Below are 18,248 nucleotides of genomic sequence, written 5' to 3'. Positions count from 1 at the left end.
GTTATGGTCTCGCGCGCGCTGCAGGGGGTGTTTCGTTCGCTGCGCATCTATCAGGGGCCGGACGCTCCGCGCGCTGCGATGGACGCGCTCTATCGCCGTTTCATGCAACCGGGTGATCTCGTGTTCGATGTCGGCGCTCATGTCGGCGATCGTGTTTCATCGTTCCGGCGCCTGGGTGCGCGCGTGGTCGCCATCGAGCCACAGTCTCTGCTGGTCGACGTGCTGACGCACATTCACGGCCGGGATGCGAACGTGGTGATCCTGCCGCGGGCGCTGGGCGCGAGGAGCGGCAGGCAGGCATTTCATCTCAACACGGATAATCCGACGGTGTCGACGATTTCCGACGCCTTCCTGCAACGCGCCGGACACGCGCAGGGATGGGAAGGGCAAAGCTGGGATGACGACGTTGATGTCGATGTCGTGACGCTCGATGCGCTGCTTGCACGCTTCGGCATTCCAGCCTTCATCAAGATCGACGTCGAAGGTTATGAAGACGCCGTGCTTCACGGTCTGTCGCATCCGGTGAAGGCGCTGTCATTCGAGTTTACGACAATCATGCGAGATACGGCTATAGCGTGCCTCGAGCGGTTGGCGCTGCTCGGTGACTATCGTTACAACTTCGCTCTCGGCGAAACCCAGCTTCTGGGGTTTGAAAATTGGCTTTCGGATGCCGAAATAGCGAAGCATCTTTTCAATTTACCGCATGAAGCAAACTCGGGCGACGTTTACGCAAGGCTCGCCTCGGAAATCTAAGACTTGTCACCCTTCCAACCGGAGTTTCTAAATGCCGTTGTGCTTACGTTCCCTCGTCTTATCGTTTCTGCTTGTTGTGCCGTTCCTCTCCGTGGCGCAGGCCGCGTCGCTCGACGGCCTTGGCGTCGACGTGAAAAACGAGAGCGAACCAGTGCTCTGCGCGGAAAAGGACAACGTCGCCATTTCCTTCGCCAGCAAGGACGTCCGCGCGTTTCGCATCGAGGCCGCGCATCCCGTCTATATGTCGTCCTCCATGCGCAACAATCTCGAGCCCGACTGGACAGCGTGCGATATGGCCTCGGACCCGAATTTCAAACCGGCGAGCGAGCCTCGGAAAGTGACGCTCTACGAAGATCCGTCGGTCTGGGTGATCGGGTACACGTTTCCGACGTTCTGGCGGCCGGCGACCGCCAAGGTGCGCATCGGCGATCGCGTCGAAGACAACATCCACATGCTGCAATTCTGGATTCGCGGGACCGACAGCGCGGAAGAGGTTCTCGTGCTCTATCCGCAAGACGGCTATTGGCGTCCGCGGCCCATGACGCCGGACAACATGCGCATGACCGCCTATGGCTCGTCGTTCCTGATCGGCCCTATCCAACATGATGTCCGTCCCCTGGTGAACATCGAAGACGTGACGATCGATCCCAAGAAGCGATCGTTCTCGCTGAAGTTCGTCAAAGGCGGTTCGGCGACGCTCAAGATTGCAGGGGTCGATGAGAATCGTATCGCGCTCGATGTTTCATTCGATCAGCCGATCGATGGTGGTCCGTTTGCTATGTTGCGGTCGATGTATGTCACTGAGTTCAACAACGACACGGCGCGCATTGCCGTTCGCGAGCACGGCGCCAAGGGCTGGCGGGAAGACAACATCATGAAATTCGATCACGCGCGCGCGACCGATATCTGGATCGGGCGTCTGACGCCATCGCAGCACAATACGACGTCGCCCGATCTCGTGTTCAACAGTTTCGCGGACGGACCGTCACCAAAGCGGCCGAAGAGCGAGGCTCCGCCGGAGCCGGTATCGAAGCCGTAATGCTGATGGGCTGATGGCCGAGCCCTTCGCCTACCAGGCGAGCTCGGCCATGGCGCCGATGGCGGGCGGGGAGCCTGGCACAAAAAGTTCCTTGAGGCGTTTCGGCGACAGGCTAATTTCATCCATCGTTTCGTGACGATGGATGCCCGACGCGATGAAAAGCGCGTCGCAGCCAAAATTCTCGGCGCCCTTCATGTCGGTTCGAAGCGAGTCTCCGATGACGAGGATTTTTTCGCGCGGCACGTTTTTATCGCGCAGCGCTTCGGCTTTCGCGTGCGCCGTTTCATAGGCGTTGAGGTGAGGCTTGCCTGCCCAGAAGACCTGTCCGCCCATGTTGGCGTAAAGGTCGGCGATAGCGCCGGCGCAATAGAGCAACGTCCCGCCCACGTCGACGACGAAGTCGGGATTGGCGCAGACGAACGGCAGGCGGTGCTCGAGCGCGTCTTGCAGGAGCGGACGATAATCGTCGGGCACTTCGCTGCGATCGAAATTAAGACCTGTGCAGATGATCGCTTCGGCTTCCGCCAGCGGAACGGATCGTGCGGTCAAGGCTCGGAAGAGGGCCTCGTCGCGATCCTGCGGTCCGATGCAATAGAGGCGCTCAAATCGACGCTCACCGACGTGCGCCAAGGCGATATCGCCCGAGGACACGATGTCGTCCCATGCCGACGCTGGAACGTTGCGTGTCTCCAGCGTTTCCGCGACGCGGCGCTTGGGAACTGGCGCGTTCGAAACGAGGATGACGGTGCCCCCGTTGCCGCGAAATCTTGCGAGCGTGGAGCATGCGCCTTCGAAGGCGGTCAGGCCGTTGTGAACGACGCCCCAGATGTCGCAGAAAATCACATCGTAGCGCGCGAGAAGCGGCGCAGCGTGGGACAACGTTGGGGGTGGAGCGAAGGTGTTTTCCGACAACGGCAAAAGGAGCCTCTTGGCCAGGTCGACCGGCCTTACGATCAAAGGGGTTATACGAGAAACTGCCGATCAAGCGATCCAGCAGCGCGGATGAATGGAGGCATTAACCTCCGTCGACTGCATTATCAAGCACGTTCGTTTGGGATCGATAACGGCGACACCAGCATCGTCTTGGCTCTCGGAGGAGCGTGAATGACGAAAGCGTGAGAGCGCGCAGTCACGCAGATGTGCGCCCTCTGCGCCTTACGCTTTCGTATGCATACTGCGATATCGCTTGTCGTTTCTTTCATCAGCGCCACATCGAACGCAGGGAGCGGCGGATCGCCGAGTCTCTTTGGGAGCCGGAGGCGGTTCGATCCGAAGCGACCCAGGCAGCTGACCTAAGCCAGCTGCGGAACTCGCAAAGTTAAAGAGAGATATCGCCATGTCAAAAATTCATGCCTCCCCCTATGAACGGCCGGTCGCGATATTAAGCGGTTTGCTTCTTGTGACGCTGCTCGCAAGCGGTGCCGCGCTTGCGGCCGCGAGCACGACTCCGGCGTCTATCATCGCCATGAGCCAGAAGCCGAAGAGTGATGTTGTCTCGATCACCTACGCATACTTACCGCAGGACGGCACGCTTGCCGTTTTCCCCATCGGTTCTTCCGGCAAAATTGGAAATACGCCCGTCGGTAAAGTTACGTTGACTGCCGGAGATCATCGCGACGTCGGTGTTTCGCTCAGTCCGCTTCCAAAAGCGGGTACGAGGCTTGAGGCGGTGATCGAACACGCAGGTCAACCGCTCAAGAATTCCGGAGACCCGGCGGAACGCACATTCAAGATTCTCTAGGATTATCCGGATCGGCCCGGCGCTATCTGCGCCGGGTCGTCAGCGTCGCGCTTGCACAAACATAGCTGACAACGCGCTTAGTTGCCCTCTGAGACTAACTCGACGTCCTGCTAAACCTGTGTAGGCGATTGCGTTTTTGCCTACGATGTGGCGTCGCCGATCTTTTTTTCGCCACTAGAATCACGAGGTTTCATAAGGGGTTCTAGGAGCGAGAAATCAATGACTCGAATACATCAGAATGTTGATGAGATGCTCGTCCGGCTGACGGAAGAGTCACAGGGCGAGATGGAGCTGATCCGCGCTCTTGGCGACGCGATCCGTCGCGTCGACGAGCAATTGCTCCGTGAAGTGCGCAATGTGACGATCCAGCATGAAATGCGCCGCGAGGCGATTGTCGGCGAGTTGCAGACTCTCGCGACGCGTCTGTGCGCGCTGCCTGCGCGGAACGCGGCGCGCGCGACGGTCGCGGCGATCGATCAGCAACGCCCTTACGAGCAACCTGAAGTCGATAACACCGCGGGCGGCGCCGATTGGCGTGAGGCGGCGCAAAATATCAATGACGATTTCGAATTCACATTCCAGGAACCACGGCACTGATTTTCGCGACGCGGCTATCGAACCGGTTCATTGGGTTCATGAGGGGCGATGCATTGCATCGTCCCTTTTTTTGGCGCCCGATTTGTCAGCGTTGCTGGCGCTCGCCGCACGTCAGCCATTGCGGATTGAACCAGCGATCGGCGGGGCCATCGTAGGGCAGGCGAGTCACGTCCCAGTGGCTGACATAGCGAGCGTAGATATCCCATACCGGCGGTCCGCCGCCGATGAAGACGACGCGCCCGGCGTAGTGTTTCAGCGTTTGCTCGGGGTCCATGTGTGAGCGGAGCACGGCAATCGTCCGGTCGGCGAACGCGAACTTTGGTACGCTGGCGATGGTCTTCGGTCCGGCGAGCAGAACGTGGCCGCGGGTGATGTCGAAGAAGCGTGCGACGTCGGCGACATATTCCGGTGATGGATTGCCTTCCCACGGAAGCACGCCGTCGAGTCCGAGCTGTCCCGACTGGCCGATTGCGCAAATGACCCTGACGACTGTCTGTTCCACGAAGGATTCCCCTGACCAAATAATTTCCGCCACATCGTCCTCTGACGCCGGTTCGGATGGATGTCTTTTTTGCTGAGGTTACAAGAAAGTAAATAGCCAATTCGGAACTAAGTTTGCCGCGCGCGCGTCGCTTATGCGCGGCTGGAATGCAATCTCTCCGAACGTTATCGTCACTAGTAGTCCGGCTAGGGTCGGCCTCGAATTCGCTGCGGGGGGCTCCCGGTGCCGGTAAGGCCGCTCGAAGGGATTGAACGACGGTGCTTGTCAGGTGTCGCGCCCCCATTTCAAGGACACATCAGGATGACATACCATAAGCTTGCCCCGCATCTCTGCTTCGTGTTTGGCGCTCTACTGATATTTGCATCTGGCGTCGCCGAGGCGGCCATCCCGGCATCGTCAAAGGCGGTCAAAGAGGAGGGCGGAAAATATTTCGACGCCAATGGCGATCCGACCTACAAGATCGGCGCGGACGGCAAGGTCGATTGGTACACGTTTTCCGGCTTCCGACGTTACAACGGAACGTGCGATGTCTGCCACGGTCCGGACGGCGCGGGTTCGAGTTTCGGGCCGGATCTTACAAGTTCGCTCAAATCGCTGACGTATTCTCAGTTCCTGGCCACCGTCGCGGGCGGTAAGCAAGACGTCAACACCGCGCAGACGCTCGTCATGCCGGCCTTCGGCGATAACAAGAACGTCATGTGTTATATCGATGATATCTACGTTTATCTTCGCGCCCGGTCGGACGGCGCGTTGGGACGCGGGCGGCCGCAATCGCACGAGGAAAAATCAAAAGCCGCGACCGACTTTGAAAACAGCTGCATGGGGCCGTAGGAGGCGCTCTCAATCACCAGAGCAGATAGCGGATGGCCATGTCCGTCAGACGATCGAACGGCGGACGCAGCGTTCCGCCGAGATTCCAGCGGGACTGCTCGAAAATTCCCTTGGCATGGCTGAATGATTTGAAGCCTTCCGGTCCGTGATAAGCTCCCATGCCGCTGCCGCCGATGCCGCCGAACGGAAGTGCATTCTGGACGTAATGCATCAGCGTGTCGTTGATGGTGACATTGCCCGAGGTCGTGCGCGCCAGCACGTTGCGACGAGCCTCGCCGTCGCCGCCGAAATAATAGAGCGCCAGCGGCCGTGGCCGGTCGTTGATGAAAGCGATGGCTCCGTCGATGTTGCGATACGTTACGACAGGCAGCACAGGCCCGAATATTTCTTCGCGCATGATGGCCATGTCGCTGGTCGCGCCGAGGATCACGACGGGGGTGAATTTCCGGCTCTCGTTGCGAGCGTCTGTGCTTGGGGCAACGTCGACGATGCGTGCGCCTTTCTTTTTCGCGTCGGCGACGAGGTCACGCAGCCGGTCGAGATGGCGTGTGCTGATGATTGAGGTGTAGGTGTCGCTTGCGATGCCGTTGGGATAAAGCGTGGCAACGGACGCGCGGTAGGCGCTGAGAAATGTCTCGGCGTTCTTGTCCGGCACGAGAACGTAGTCGGGTGCGATGCAGGTTTGCCCGGCGTTGGCGAGCTTGCCGTAGGCGATGCGCATCGCCGCCGTTTCGATATCCGCATCGGGGCCGAGGACGACCGGCGATTTTCCTCCGAGCTCCAGCGTCACGGGCACGAGGTTTTCCGCCGCCTTCTTCATCACCAGCTTGCCGACGGACGTGCTGCCGGTGAATGCCAAGTGGTCGAAGGGCAGGCTCGCGAACGTTGCGCCGACGTCGGCGCCGCCGGTGACGACGGAGACGCGATCTTCTCCGTAAAGGTCCTCCAGCATGCGCTTCAGGAACGTCGCCGTTGCAGGCGCCAGCTCTGAGGGTTTCAGCATCACGCGATTGCCGGCTGCAAGTGCGGTTGCGAGCGGGATCAAGGCCAGCGATAGCGGATAATTCCAGGGCGATATGATGCCGATTACGCCGAGCGGTTGCTGCACGACGTAGGCTCTGGCGCCGGTGAAGTGGATCGCGACGCGGCGACGCTCCGGGCGCATCCAGGCTCTGAGATTACGTTTCAAGTAATTGATGCTCTGGATGATTGGAACCAGTTCCATGATCCGGGTTTCGTAAGCGGACCGATTGCCGAAGTCGGCATTCAGAGCGTCTTCGATCTCCTTCCGGCGCGCCAGTACGGCGGCTTTGAGTTTGCGGAGGTCGGCCTTCCGCTGATCAAGAGCGGGTGCGCCATCGCGATCAAATGCAGTTCTTTGCCTCGACAAAATCCGACTTAGCAGGAATTCGTCTTTGACGAGAACGTGGGCTGTCATCAAAACCTGTCTCCCCTGCAGGTTGTGGCGACGGCCTGTCGCCGCGCCGGGCACAAGGTTTCGCCGGCCAGATCGGTTCCCTGGATGCAGCTGCGCTGCTCCCGCTTTAACCATACTGGCGTTCGCGGGCAAGCCGAGGGCTTACCTCGGTTCTGATGTTGGATTTTGGCGAAATGCAGACGCGGGCGGTCTCGCAGCGTTGCGGCGTAAGATGGGCTAATGCTCGGACTTTGCCGTGCGTCTTAGCGGAAAACCGGTTCCCGCTTTTCCGCAAGCACTCTAGGCGGCAATATCGAGGGTTCCGAGTACCCACTTTTCGTAGTCGCTGCTCAGGTTTTCGATCCACTCGGTCGGGAATACCGCCGGTTCGCCACGCTGGGATGGTTTGACCGGCAGGTTGACGTGGACCTGTTTGTAGCCGTTTTCCATCGGGGGCGAGCTGATGCTGCCGCCGAGATGGCCGATCGCAAGCGCCGCTTTAAGGAAGTCGCTCGCACTCTTCGGCGTCACCTGCATGGCGGGCGTGAACAGCACCGAATCCTGCAGCGCCTTGCCCGGCTCGCAATTGCGCATTTCGAGGTGGACGCTGGCTTCGCCTTTATCGTTGCGGCTGATGTTGACCTGCAACGTGCTGCCTGGGGCCGCCCAGCGGCTTGCCGGTTCCATCAGGCGCTGGAGGATGGATTGGACGACGAACGGGCTCGTCTCGATGACGATCGAATCCGTGTCGCTTGAAATCCTAACGTGGGTTTCGCCGTGCTCCTCGTTGATGCTATCGGCACAGCCGTTGGCGATGGCGACGAGGTCCGCGCTGGCGCCGGCGTCGTTGTTGGCGAACAGCGCGCGGTCCATCAGGTCTTCCGTCAGGTTGATGGCGCGTTGCGTCTCGTCGACCGGAATGCGCCAATGGTCCTGAACTCTCAGTTGCGACCATTGCTTGCGGACGATCGAGCGCCAGGAGGGCTCCGCCAGGGCGTCCTTCAGATAATGGTACATCGTCAGCGGCGCGTTATTGTAGGGGAGCGTTCCCGCCATGACCGCCAAACCGTTCATGCGGTCGCGCAGAAGCGTCCGGTGCAGGGCGCTGAGCTTATCTCGCAGGAGCAGATCGTATTCGTTCTTTAGCAGAAAGAACGTGATGGCCTGATCGATCTCGGCCTCGAGGACGCGCAGGTCCCACGGCTTTGAAATGTAGCGAAGGATTTCGCCCTTGTTGACGGCGTCGATCGCGCTGTCGAGATCGGCATAGGCCGTCGTCAACATGCGGATGATGTCGGGGCGCTCGCTGCGGATGCGATTGAGCAGGCTGACGCCGCTGCGGCCAGGCATGCGCTGGTCGGTGATGACGAGCCCGATATTGTGATTGCCGGAGAGAACAATGGCTTCGGCTTCATCCGCGCTTGTTGCGGTCAAGACATCGTACTTGGTGCCGAATGCTTTCTTGAAATATTTTACCGCCTGTGGCTCGTCGTCAACGATCAAGATCTCGACAGGTTGATCAATACGAAACGAGTCCATGAGGGACCTGGTCTTCTTTCTCTGTCGAAAGCGGCAGATTGAAACGGAACTCGGTCCACTCTCCTAGGGAACTCTTAACACTCAATGAACCACCGTGATTCGCTATGATCCGGTGGCTGACGGCCAGTCCGAGGCCCATGCCCTCGCCGACGTCCTTGGTCGAAAAGAAGGGGTCGAAGATCTGGCTCTGGATCTTGGGGTCGATCCCCGTGCCGTTGTCGCGAACCGACACGAAAAGCTCTTTTCCTTGAAGCCATGAGCTGATGCGGATTTCGGGTTGGCGCTGCTCTTCGATGGTGCGGACGGCGGCTACCGCGTTGGCGATCAGGTTAACCAGGACCTGCGTGATCGTCGATTGGGATCCGAATACGATGCCGTTCTCGCTGACATCTCGCGTTATGTTTATCCCTTTCTGAACGTGTGCCGTGAAACGGAGCGCATGGTCGATCGCGGAGTCGAAGGGGAATGGCCGCGGGTGCTCGGGCTTTTGCGGCGCCGTAAAGCCCCGAAGATCGGTCACGACCCGATGGATGCGGTCGTAGCCGGCCTGGATATCCTTCATGGTGTCGGCGGTATCGGGGTCGCCCTGGATCGTCGGGTCCCGGGCCGCAAGCTGCAACGCGGTTCCCATGAAATTCAAGGGATTGCCGATCTCGTGCAGCAGGCCTGCCGCCATCGTTCCGAGCGCGCTCAGGCGGGCGTTCTGGACGAGGGCCGCTTCGGTTTCACGCAACTGTTGCAGGCTGTGCTTCAATTCGACGTTGGTGCGCTGGATATCGCGCTCGAGCTGGGCGGCGCGGATGAAGTTTGCGATACGCGAGCGGACTTCGATGCCGCTGAACGGCTTGATCAGGAAGTCGTCGGCGCCGTTCTTCAACGCGACGATCTTGGCTTCTTCGTCGGCGCGGGCGGTGAGAACGATAATCTTGATGGCGCGCGTTTCGGAGCGCTCCTTCAGGGAGCGGCACACTTCGAGGCCGCTGACACCGGGAAGCATGACATCGAGAAGGATGAGGTCCGGCAACACGGCGCGGGCCTTCTCGAGTGCGCTGATCCCGTCTTCCGCCTCGATGACGCGGTAGGTTTCCCGCAACATCGTCACGAGATAGCGGCGCATATCCGGTTCGTCGTCGACAACGAGAAGCAGCGGCAAATCGGAACGGGTGTTGGGAAGGGCCACTTGGATCGGCGTATCGGAAGGTTTTGGCACCGGTTTCTCGCCCTCGAGCGCCTTTGCCGACGCCTTGCGGTCGAATGCCCGCAATGGGTCGTTGAGCAGCCGGTCGGGAGAGGCTTCGGGTTGGCCGGCGAGTTGCTGGCTTTCTTGGTCCGCTTGCGGGAAGCGCAGCACGAATGTCGTGCCTCGTCCTGAGTCGCTCGAGACCGCCACGTCGCCGCCGTGCCGTGTTATCAGCTCGCGGACCAGCGCCAATCCAAGACCCAGACCCTGGTGCCGTCGCGTGGCGGAGCCGTCGACCTGGTAGAAGCGGTCGAAAATGTGTGGAAGCTGCTCCGGCGGAATGCCGATGCCGGTGTCGGCGATGCGAACCGTCACCATGTCGCCTTCATGCGCGGCAGCGACGTCGATCCGCCCTTCAGGCGGGGTAAACTTGATCGCGTTCGCGATGACGTTGCCGATGATCTTTTCGAGCGCGTCGGGGTCGGCATCGATCTTGAGGTCGCCTTGCGGCTCGGTGAGATTGAGTTCGATGCCCTTCATCGCCGCGAGGTGCTTCATCGATGCGGTGGTATGGCTCAGAAAATGCGCCATATCGATCGGCTTCTTGACGAGCGAGGCGCGGCCTTCCTCGAGCCGGATAAGGCCGAGAATATCGTTGACGAGACGCAACAGCCGAAGGGCGTTGTTCTCGATGACCTCAAGCAGTTCGGCTGCCGGGGCGCCCAACGACGCGATGTCGCTTTTCAGCTTTTCAACCGGGGCGAGGATGAGCGTCAGCGGTGTGCGCAGCTCGTGACTGACATTCGCAAAGAACTGTGACTTGAGCCGGTCGAGGGCCGACAATTCCTGGTGCTGGGCTTCGAGCTTGTACTTTAGCTGAAATTCGTTGAAGCGGCGCCGGTAGTTGAAATGGACGGCTGTCACCGAAATGATGCACGTAAGTACAAGGAAGTAGAGGTTGTTCAGAAGCGCTTTCGCATTGGCCGCATGCGCGGGCGGAAACGAGCAGCCCATGATGTAGATGAAGAGCGTCGCGATACAGAGTAGCGTCGCCTCGAACGGCTGCATCGGAGCCAGGACGCCGACCGCGAAGAGGATGAGAAACAGTCCCGTGTAATACGTCGATGTGGCGCCGTCTGTTAGTGCGATTATGAGCACTATCGAGGCAACGGCAACCAGAAGTCCGGCCATCGTAAGATAGCGGACATATTGCGTCGTCTTATCCCAGAAGTGCAGCGCGTAGATGACCGCGATAAGCGCCGCGGCCACCAAGCGGATGGCCGCGAGCGACAACAGCTGATCGGGATAAGAGATGTAGTCGAGCGTGATGCCTGCGGGAATCAGTACGATGCCCAAAATACACGCTACCTTCGACTGCCTTAGTCGAAGCTCGTGTTCTTCCGCTTCAAAGGCCTGCCGAAGTCTTAGTGTTTCTTCCATCAGTCTAAGTTATCGGCTTAACAATCTCCAAAAAGACGTTAATGCCGGTGTCATCCGTATATATTTTTGCCGATTCCGGATCGGGTGCTAGGCGCAACATATCTGACTCGTCACGCATCACCAGATGCCATTCCATAATATGCTCCATCAAACCTTTCACAGGGTTTGACGAATGTACGTTTGTCACGATAACGCGACCGCCCGGTTCGCACCAATCGCAGAAGAGCTTGACGAGCTTGGCGCAGACGCGATCCGAAAGGTAATCGAACAATCCGGCGCAGTAGATGATGTCGTAGGTCTGTGAGTTGGCCGGCATTTCGATGGCCTGACGCAGCAGCTCCTGCACCGTCTTGAGAATATAGGTGATCTTCGGCGCCTCGGCGCGGCCGGCCGTGATGGTCTCGATCTGGCGCTTTGCATAAGCAAGCGTCTCGGAATTGAAGTCGAGCAGGTCGAACGAGAAGCGATGCGCCGATTTGTTTTTGGAGATGAAAAGCTGAAGCTCCTGCACGGGGCCGCAGCCGACGTTCAGGATGCGCGGGCACTTGTTGCCTTTGGCCGCCTCGTCGGCGGCCTGCTCCAGCATTTTTTCCAGAAGGTAGATGCGATTGCGGTGAGCCTGCGGGGGCCCTCCGTTCAACAGCCACTCGTTGACGATCTGCGCATAGGTCGTCTTGCCGCCCCGCTCCTTGCGGAACATCATGTTGACCATCTCGTAGTCGCCCGCGTAGCCGAGGGGTTTTGAATAGACCCGGTTGAAGAAGGGCGATGCCATCATCAACGGCAGCAGGTCACGCTGCGCCAGCTGCTTGTGATTTTCGACTTCGTCGGCTTCCAGCTGCCGGCAGGCTTCCTCGAGTTCCATGAACAGCGCCGTCAGGCGCGGCATCACGGGACCTTTGATTTCCTCAAATTTCTCGGCATCGAGCTGAGACGGCGCGGTTGCTTGCTCGCCTTCGGCTGCGAGATCGACCTGATCGAGCCAGAAGCTCAGATCGCTCAAAAACGATCTCAGGTCGGCGACCTTGAGCTGATAATTCGGGTCGAGCTTATTCAGTCGCTCCCATTCGTCGACGAAACGCGCGACCTCAGACCTTAGGGTGGTTGGCTCCGGGGCGGCCTGATCGAGCGCCGTCCATTTGTTGACGAGGGTCGCGGAAACGACGACGAGGATGCTCGTGCTGACGACGCCGGTGACGACGGCGTCGCCCTCGTAGACCAGGTTCTTGCCGCGGCGGACACGGAGCTCGCTCAATACTTCGCTCGTCTGGATGGGCGAGAAAGGATTGTAGATCTCGAAGACGATGTTCCGCCTGGAAAGCTTACTGAGCGTGCCGCGTACGATTGTCCCCTGACTGCTCTTAAAGGAGACCGTGCGGTCGATGTCTCGCTCGATACGCAATGATCCGCTCCCATTCCCTGTCGATGTGGCCTGAAGGGTCAACCCTACCACATCGTCCAGTTTTGGGGCGTCAGATTAATATCCCGTTTAGATCGTTTTTTTAAGTTTTGTTAATGACTTGATCGAGCCGTCTCATTTGGCATGTGCGGCAGGCATATCGACGCAGTTTGCGTACCTTGGGTTTTGTCGCTTGAAAACAACAATTCGCCGCCAAATGCCCAGAGTGCACTTCGGTTGACGCGTTCGGTGTCGTGCTCAGCCTCTCCGTGCCGCGCGAGGTCTGGCGTCGTTATTCTGACTTCATTGCAATCGCCGCCGCGAACGAACGCGATAGAAATGCCGGCGCGGCTGTCTTGAAGCCGGTCGGTCGCGCTCCGCAGAAGGTTCGACAGAACGAAGGTCACAACCTGCTTGGGCATGCGATATTGGAAATCGTTGCGTGCATCGATTTCGATGAGATTGCGGCTGGAACGGCGGCCGATCTTTTCAAGCGCTTCCTCCGCTGTCTCCGCCATCGAATAGGTCTTTGTCCCGACCAGATCCGAGAGACTTTCGCTGAGGGCTGTGATGGGTTCGGCCAGAGCCTTGCAATATGCGATATCGCGATGCATCTGATTGGCCGCCGCGGCAAGCTTGCCGTCGCGATATCGGGCCGGCCAAATTGCGCTCTGCGATGCTCCGTGCGGCGCGTGAGCGATGGGGTGCATTCCGGTCAATGCCGACAAGTTCAGCGCCGCGGACTCGAGAGACTGGAGCGGTCGCGAAAGCTCTCGCGCAAGAACGGCCAGCAATTCGACGCTTGCGTGCTGGGCGTCGGCCCGTTCCTCGCCGTCGAAAGTCGGCACAGGGGTGTCGTTGCTCGTGGGTTCGGTGTGCAGCGCTTCCTGCATCGCCGCGCACAATTCATCGAGATCCCAGGGCTTCGGCACGAAGCGGTGGATAGCGGCGGCGTTGATCGCCTGTTCCAGATCGATATTGGCGTAGGCGCTGGTCAGGATGCGGACCGTCGACGGCCATGATTTACGGACGTCGCTCAGGAACGAGACGCCGCTGTCGCGCGGCATGCGCTCGTCGCTGACAACAACCGAAATCGCGTCGCCCTTTGTTGCAAGGATCTTGAGCGCGGCTTCGGGGGAGTCAGCCGTCATGACGTTGGCGTATTTTCCGACCGAGGCTTTGAAGTACTTGAGCGACAGTGGTTCGTCGTCGACGAAAAGGATCGTCCCGGCGCGCGGCGCCTCACTTGCCTGCCTGATATTCATCGGGGACCAGCCTCTCGCCGCGTCTCGCGGGCGCATTAGATATGCATGCCAAAGTCGCTCTCGATGCGTTAAATCGGAGTCTATGCAATTTGAATCAATGCGTCATTGGAACGAGATTTATAGGTAACTGGCCGTAAGCTTAAATAACCCTGTCGGCGCGATCCACGATGGGGCGGACGGCGCGGTCGTCATGCGCCGGTACCGTCAATGCGGCGTTAATTACACGCTCAGCAGCAGGTGCTCGCGCTCCCACGGGCTGATGACGCGCATGAACTCCTCGAATTCGCTGCGCTTCAACGCGAGATAGACGTGAGAGAACCGCTTGCCCATCACCTCGTGCAGCAGACTGCTTTCCTCGAATGCTGTTAGCGATTCAAGCAGGCCGCGAGGCAATTGACGATCGTTGCGATAGGCGTTTCCGACGACTGCCGGGCGCGGCTCGATGGCGTTTTTCATGCCGAGGTAGCCGCAGGCGAGACTTGCGGCGAGCGCGAGATAAGGATTGGAGTCGGCGCCTGCAAGACGGTTTTCGACACGTCGCGCGCTTTCGGGTGAAACAGGGATGCGCAGTCCGGCGGAGCGGTTGTCGTAGCCCCATTCGACATTGATCGGGGCCGCGCCATTCGGGACGAGGCGGCGGTAAGAATTCACATAGGGAGCGAACAAGCACATGGCTTCCGGCAAATAGGTCTGCTGTCCGCCGATGAAGTTGAAAAAGAGCTTGCTCGGTTCGCCGTTGCCGAGTGTGAAAATATTCTTGCCGGTCTTGATGTCGACAATGCTCTGATGAACATGCATGGCGCTGCCCGGCTCATTGGCCAGCGGCTTCGCCATGAACGTAGCGTAGCAGTTGTGCGTGAAAGCGGCCTCGCGAATCGTGCGCTTGAAGAGAAAGACCTGATCGGCAAGATCGACCGGGTCGCCATGCAGCAGGTTGATCTCGAGCTGGGCTGCGCCGCCTTCCTGAATGATCGTGTCGATCTTCAAATACTGGCGTTCGGCAAACTCGTAGATGTCGTCGACGATCTTATCGTATTCGTCGACCGCGCCGAGACTGTAGGCCTGCCTGCCCGCGCCGGGGCGGCCCGAGCGTCCCGTCGGCGGCTCGAGCGGATAATCAGGATCGGGATTTGTTTTCGTCAGATAAAATTCGAGCTCCGGGGCGACGACCGGGCGCCAGCCCTCTTTCTCATAAAGCTCAACGATGTGCTTCAGCACATTGCGCGGCGCGATCTCAACGGGGCCGCCGCTCTGCCACAGCGCATCGTGAATGACCTGAGCCGTCGGGCTCGATGCCCAGGGTGCGGGCCGGATCGTCGAAAGATCCGGCACCATCATCAGGTCGCTTTCGGCGTAGAGCTGCTGGCCGTCTTCCTCGAAGCCGACATAGTCGCCGGTGATCGTCTGGTGAAAGATCGAGATCGGCAGATGCACGGGATCGAGCTTGACGAATTTTTCGGCTGGCATCGTCTTGCCGCGCGCGACGCCGGCGATGTCGGGGACCGCGCAGTCGATCTCTTCGATGCGGTGCTGGCGCAGCCAATGGCGCAGGGTCTCGGGTGTCGAGCCGACGCCGAATTCGCCGTCCTCGCTGGGTGTCCCTCCGAGTGGGGCAGTCATGATGGCACCTGGGTGTTTTTTCGATTTCGAACGGCGTCGAATGAAGCGGCGTCAAATGACGGGCGCCATCCGAGCCGCCTGGGTACGTGACGCAAGGTACGTGACGCAAGGTACGTGACGCAGATGAGCGCTTCCGCCGATCGTTGTCACGTCGACTTAAGATTAGGACAGCCGGAAGGCTTAACGGAGCCCGTGCCGTCCATTTTCTATAGTCATCATAAACGAGTTCGAAGCTCAAGGCTGCCTAACGTTGCGTGCATCGACAAAATGACAGTCTTGCTATCCGGCGTGCTTGACACGCGACGGGACCTGTGCCGCTCGCCCCATGACGTAAGATTAGGCAAACGCCCATGCATTTTGCTGCGCGGACAATATTGTGCTTCGCATTTTTCCTGCGCAGAATAGTCTTCGTTTAGCAAAGGCCGTGCGACGCGGCACGACCGCTCCGTCTTGGCGGGAAGGTCGCGGGCGGGGTCGGCTAGGGCATACCAGTCCGTGGAGAAATACCGATGGTGACGTTCGGGAAAGCGGCTCGGTACGCCGCATATGCCGTTTTATCTTTTGCAACGCTGATTACCGGACCGGCCGTTCAGGCGGCGGACAAGGAAGTCAGAATCTTCAACTGGTCCGACTATATCGATCCGCAAATTCTTACTGATTTCACCAAAGAAACCGGCATCAAAGTCGTTTACGACGTTTATGACAGCAACGAAGTTTTGGAAACGAAACTGCTTGCGGGCGGCAGCGGCTACGACGTCGTCGTTCCCACCGGACCGTTTCTTTCGCGCCAGATCACGGCGGGTGTTTTCCAGAAGCTCGATAAATCCAAGCTCCCGAACCTCGCCAATATGTGGCCCGAGATCATGAAGCAGCTGGCGATTTATGATCCCGGCAACGACTACGCCATCAATTATATGTGGGGCACGACGGGCATCGGCTACAACGTCGGCAAGGTCAAGGAGCGCATGGCCGACGCGCCGGTCGATTCCTGGGACCTGATCTTCAAGCCCGAGATCCTCTCGAAATTCAAGGATTGCGGCGTGATGCTGCTCGATGCGCCGGACGATATTCTGCCGGCGGCGCTCAACTATCTGGGACTCGATCCCAACAGCGGCAAAGCGGAAGATCTGGAGAAGGCGGGGGCGCTCATGGAAAAAATACGCCCCTATGTCCAGAAATTCCATTCCTCCGAGTACATCAACGCGCTGGCGAACGGCGATATCTGCATCGCGGTCGGATATTCGGGCGACATCCTGCAGGCGCGCACACGCGCCCAGGAAGCCAAGAATGGCCAAGAGATCGGCTATTCGCTGCCCAAGCAGGGCGCGCAGATGTGGTTCGACGAAATGGCCATTCCGGCGGACGCGAAGCACCCTGAAGAGGCGCTCGTGTTTCTGAACTACATGATGCGGCCGGATGTGATCGCGAAGGCTTCGAACTACGTGTCCTACGCGAACGGAAATCTGGCGTCACAAAAGCTCATCGACGAAACGATCACTTCGGATAAATCCATCTATCCCGATCCCGAAGGGATGAAGCGGCTGTTCGTCAAAACGGCCTACGATCCAAAGACGCAGCGGCTCGTCACGCGAACCTGGACGAAGGTCGTGACAGGACAATAACAGGTCGGAGAATGCGGGGCTCGATCGGTGATCGGGCCCTTTTCGATAGCACTGGGATTTCTCCAGCGCGCCAGTAAGCTCAGCCCAAAAGGAATTCGTCATGGCGGTCGGGACAGTCGGTGAGGCGAAGCAAGCAGGCGCCACGCCGCAGCGCGCCGGTCCGCGCACGGCGGCCCCGCAATCGGGCTTCGCGCCCTGGAAAGATCCCTCCAAGTCGCCGATCGTCCGCTTTGAAAACGTAACCAAGAAATTCGACGACTTCGTCGCCGTCAAGAATGTGACGCTCGATATTTACGAACGTGAGTTCTTCGCGCTGCTCGGGCCGTCCGGTTGCGGTAAGAGCACATTGCTTCGCATGCTCGCGGGATTCGAGAAACCGACGGACGGGCGCACCATCGTCGCCGGCCAGGACATCACGGACCTTCCGCCCTACGAGCGTCCGGTCAACATGATGTTTCAATCCTACGCCCTTTTTCCGCATATGACAGTTGAAGGAAACATCGGCTTCGGCCTTCGCCAGGAGGGCATGGCGAAAGACAAAATCGCTGAGCGCGTCGATGAAGCGATGGCGATGCTGGAGTTGCGTCCCTTCGCCAAGCGTAAGCCGAACCAGCTTTCAGGCGGCCAGCAGCAACGCGTCGCGCTGGCACGCGCCATCGCCAAGAAACCGCGCATCGTCCTGCTCGACGAGCCTTTGGGCGCGCTCGACAAGAAGCTTCGCCAGCAGGCGCAGTTCGAGCTGATGCGCATTCAGGAAACGACGGGCACGACTTTCATCATCGTGACGCACGACCAGGAAGAAGCGATGACGGTCGCAAGCCGGATCGCCGTCATGGACAAGGGCGATCTGGTGCAGGTCGCGACGCCGGGCGATATCTACGAAAATCCGAAGACACGCTATATCGCGGGCTTCATCGGCGACGTGAACGTGTTTGAGGGTAAGGTTTCCGCCGCATCCGAGGGCTGCATCGAGATCGACGCCAACGACGGATACAAATTCAAGACGCGAAGCTCCGAACCGGTCACCGTCGGACAGGAAGTGTGGCTGGCGCTCCGGCCCGAGAAAATCCGCATCGCGCACGACCAGCCTGCTAGCCCGGTCAACGCCATTCCGGGGAAGGTTGAGGACATCGGCTACCTTGGGTCGATCTCGCATTATCATGTGCACACCGCCGCCGGTGAACGCGTGACTGCGCTCCGCGCGAATGCCGCGCACGCCGTCGAACGCACGATCAACTGGGAAGAGAACGTGTGGCTCGACTGGCCGGTCGATGCGGGCGTGGTTCTGACCCGGTAGGAGTTT

General features: G+C 59.3%; 15 protein-coding genes. 7 read left to right on the top strand and 8 right to left on the bottom strand.

The genetic code is table 11. From position 1 onward, the window contains the following. Positions 1 to 3: 3 nt before the first annotated feature. A complete protein-coding gene (locus tag WC026_RS01660) occupies positions 4 to 753 on the top strand; it encodes an FkbM family methyltransferase (RefSeq protein ID WP_372709064.1) in 750 nt (249 codons plus the stop codon). Positions 754 to 784: 31 nt separating this feature from the next. Beyond that, positions 785 to 1,792: a hypothetical protein gene (locus WC026_RS01655; protein WP_372709063.1), complete on the top strand. Its 1,008-nt coding sequence runs from the start codon at positions 785 to 787 to the stop codon at positions 1,790 to 1,792. A gap of 30 nt (positions 1,793 to 1,822) precedes the next feature. Here WC026_RS01655 and WC026_RS01650 read toward each other — a convergent pair whose 3' ends face one another. After that, the gene (locus tag WC026_RS01650) at positions 1,823 to 2,710 is read right to left on the bottom strand and encodes a TIGR01459 family HAD-type hydrolase (protein ID WP_372709062.1); all 888 of its coding nucleotides are present in this window, start codon (positions 2,708 to 2,710) and stop codon (positions 1,823 to 1,825) included. 418 nt (positions 2,711 to 3,128) lie between these two features. On the opposite strand from WC026_RS01650, the gene WC026_RS01645 reads away from it, so the two are divergent. After that, positions 3,129 to 3,533 (top strand): hypothetical protein, encoded by a 405-nt coding sequence (locus tag WC026_RS01645; protein ID WP_372709061.1) that lies wholly within the window; start codon positions 3,129 to 3,131, stop codon positions 3,531 to 3,533. Between the two features lie 219 nt (positions 3,534 to 3,752). Next, entirely contained in the window at positions 3,753 to 4,130 is a 378-nt protein-coding gene (locus WC026_RS01640) for a hypothetical protein (RefSeq protein ID WP_372709060.1), read from the top strand. Between the two features lie 85 nt (positions 4,131 to 4,215). On the opposite strand, the gene WC026_RS01635 is transcribed toward WC026_RS01640, so the two are convergent. After that, entirely contained in the window at positions 4,216 to 4,632 is a 417-nt protein-coding gene (locus WC026_RS01635; RefSeq protein ID WP_372709059.1) for a diacylglycerol kinase, read from the bottom strand. Positions 4,633 to 4,932: 300 nt separating this feature from the next. Between WC026_RS01635 and WC026_RS01630 the strand changes: the two genes are divergently transcribed. Continuing rightward, positions 4,933 to 5,463, top strand: coding sequence for a c-type cytochrome, methanol metabolism-related (locus WC026_RS01630; protein ID WP_372709058.1), 531 nt, complete (start codon positions 4,933 to 4,935; stop codon positions 5,461 to 5,463). A gap of 13 nt (positions 5,464 to 5,476) precedes the next feature. On the opposite strand, the gene WC026_RS01625 is transcribed toward WC026_RS01630, so the two are convergent. From WC026_RS01625 to WC026_RS01600, 6 genes are all read right to left on the bottom strand, one after another. Next, positions 5,477 to 6,901 carry a coniferyl aldehyde dehydrogenase gene (locus WC026_RS01625; RefSeq protein WP_372709057.1) on the bottom strand — a complete coding sequence of 475 codons (1,425 nt, stop codon included), beginning with the start codon at positions 6,899 to 6,901 and terminating at the stop codon, positions 5,477 to 5,479. A 279-nt stretch (positions 6,902 to 7,180) separates the two neighbouring features. Further along, complete coding sequence (locus WC026_RS01620) at positions 7,181 to 8,419, bottom strand: response regulator (RefSeq protein ID WP_372709056.1); 1,239 nt, start codon at positions 8,417 to 8,419, stop codon at positions 7,181 to 7,183. After that, positions 8,400 to 10,955 (bottom strand): ATP-binding protein, encoded by a 2,556-nt coding sequence (locus WC026_RS01615; protein WP_372709055.1) that lies wholly within the window; start codon positions 10,953 to 10,955, stop codon positions 8,400 to 8,402. Before WC026_RS01615 ends, WC026_RS01620 begins: the two co-directional genes overlap by 20 nt. Before the next feature lie 88 nt (positions 10,956 to 11,043). After that, positions 11,044 to 12,441: a class I SAM-dependent methyltransferase gene (locus WC026_RS01610; RefSeq protein WP_372709054.1), complete on the bottom strand. Its 1,398-nt coding sequence runs from the start codon at positions 12,439 to 12,441 to the stop codon at positions 11,044 to 11,046. A gap of 110 nt (positions 12,442 to 12,551) precedes the next feature. Then, entirely contained in the window at positions 12,552 to 13,703 is a 1,152-nt protein-coding gene (locus tag WC026_RS01605) for a response regulator (RefSeq protein WP_372709053.1), read from the bottom strand. 219 nt (positions 13,704 to 13,922) lie between these two features. Continuing rightward, positions 13,923 to 15,323: a glutamine synthetase family protein gene (locus WC026_RS01600; RefSeq protein ID WP_372709052.1), complete on the bottom strand. Its 1,401-nt coding sequence runs from the start codon at positions 15,321 to 15,323 to the stop codon at positions 13,923 to 13,925. A 509-nt stretch (positions 15,324 to 15,832) separates the two neighbouring features. Between WC026_RS01600 and WC026_RS01595 the strand changes: the two genes are divergently transcribed. Next, complete coding sequence (locus WC026_RS01595) at positions 15,833 to 16,945, top strand: polyamine ABC transporter substrate-binding protein (RefSeq protein WP_372709051.1); 1,113 nt, start codon at positions 15,833 to 15,835, stop codon at positions 16,943 to 16,945. Positions 16,946 to 17,045: 100 nt separating this feature from the next. Next, the gene (locus WC026_RS01590; RefSeq protein ID WP_372709050.1) at positions 17,046 to 18,242 is read left to right on the top strand and encodes an ABC transporter ATP-binding protein; all 1,197 of its coding nucleotides are present in this window, start codon (positions 17,046 to 17,048) and stop codon (positions 18,240 to 18,242) included. The last annotated feature ends 6 nt before the right edge of the window (positions 18,243 to 18,248 follow it).

Source organism: Hyphomicrobium sp. (assembly GCF_041674905.1).
GTDB lineage: Bacteria > Pseudomonadota > Alphaproteobacteria > Rhizobiales > Hyphomicrobiaceae > Hyphomicrobium_B.
This window is presented reverse-complemented; position numbering and strand designations above follow the sequence as displayed.

Bases quoted from the DNA above. Each gene is read 5' to 3' on its own strand.
- WC026_RS01645 (WP_372709061.1), top strand. From the start codon at position 3,129: ATGTCAAAAATTCATGCCTCCCCCTATGAACGGCCGGTCGCGATATTA.
- WC026_RS01600 (WP_372709052.1), bottom strand. From the start codon at position 15,323: ATGACTGCCCCACTCGGAGGGACACCCAGCGAGGACGGCGAATTCGGC.
- WC026_RS01655 (WP_372709063.1), top strand. From the start codon at position 785: ATGCCGTTGTGCTTACGTTCCCTCGTCTTATCGTTTCTGCTTGTTGTG.
- WC026_RS01605 (WP_372709053.1), bottom strand. From the start codon at position 13,703: ATGAATATCAGGCAGGCAAGTGAGGCGCCGCGCGCCGGGACGATCCTT.
- WC026_RS01630 (WP_372709058.1), top strand. From the start codon at position 4,933: ATGACATACCATAAGCTTGCCCCGCATCTCTGCTTCGTGTTTGGCGCT.
- WC026_RS01640 (WP_372709060.1), top strand. From the start codon at position 3,753: ATGACTCGAATACATCAGAATGTTGATGAGATGCTCGTCCGGCTGACG.
- WC026_RS01590 (WP_372709050.1), top strand. From the start codon at position 17,046: ATGGCGGTCGGGACAGTCGGTGAGGCGAAGCAAGCAGGCGCCACGCCG.
- WC026_RS01660 (WP_372709064.1), top strand. From the start codon at position 4: ATGGTCTCGCGCGCGCTGCAGGGGGTGTTTCGTTCGCTGCGCATCTAT.
- WC026_RS01625 (WP_372709057.1), bottom strand. From the start codon at position 6,901: ATGACAGCCCACGTTCTCGTCAAAGACGAATTCCTGCTAAGTCGGATT.
- WC026_RS01595 (WP_372709051.1), top strand. From the start codon at position 15,833: ATGGTGACGTTCGGGAAAGCGGCTCGGTACGCCGCATATGCCGTTTTA.
- WC026_RS01620 (WP_372709056.1), bottom strand. From the start codon at position 8,419: ATGGACTCGTTTCGTATTGATCAACCTGTCGAGATCTTGATCGTTGAC.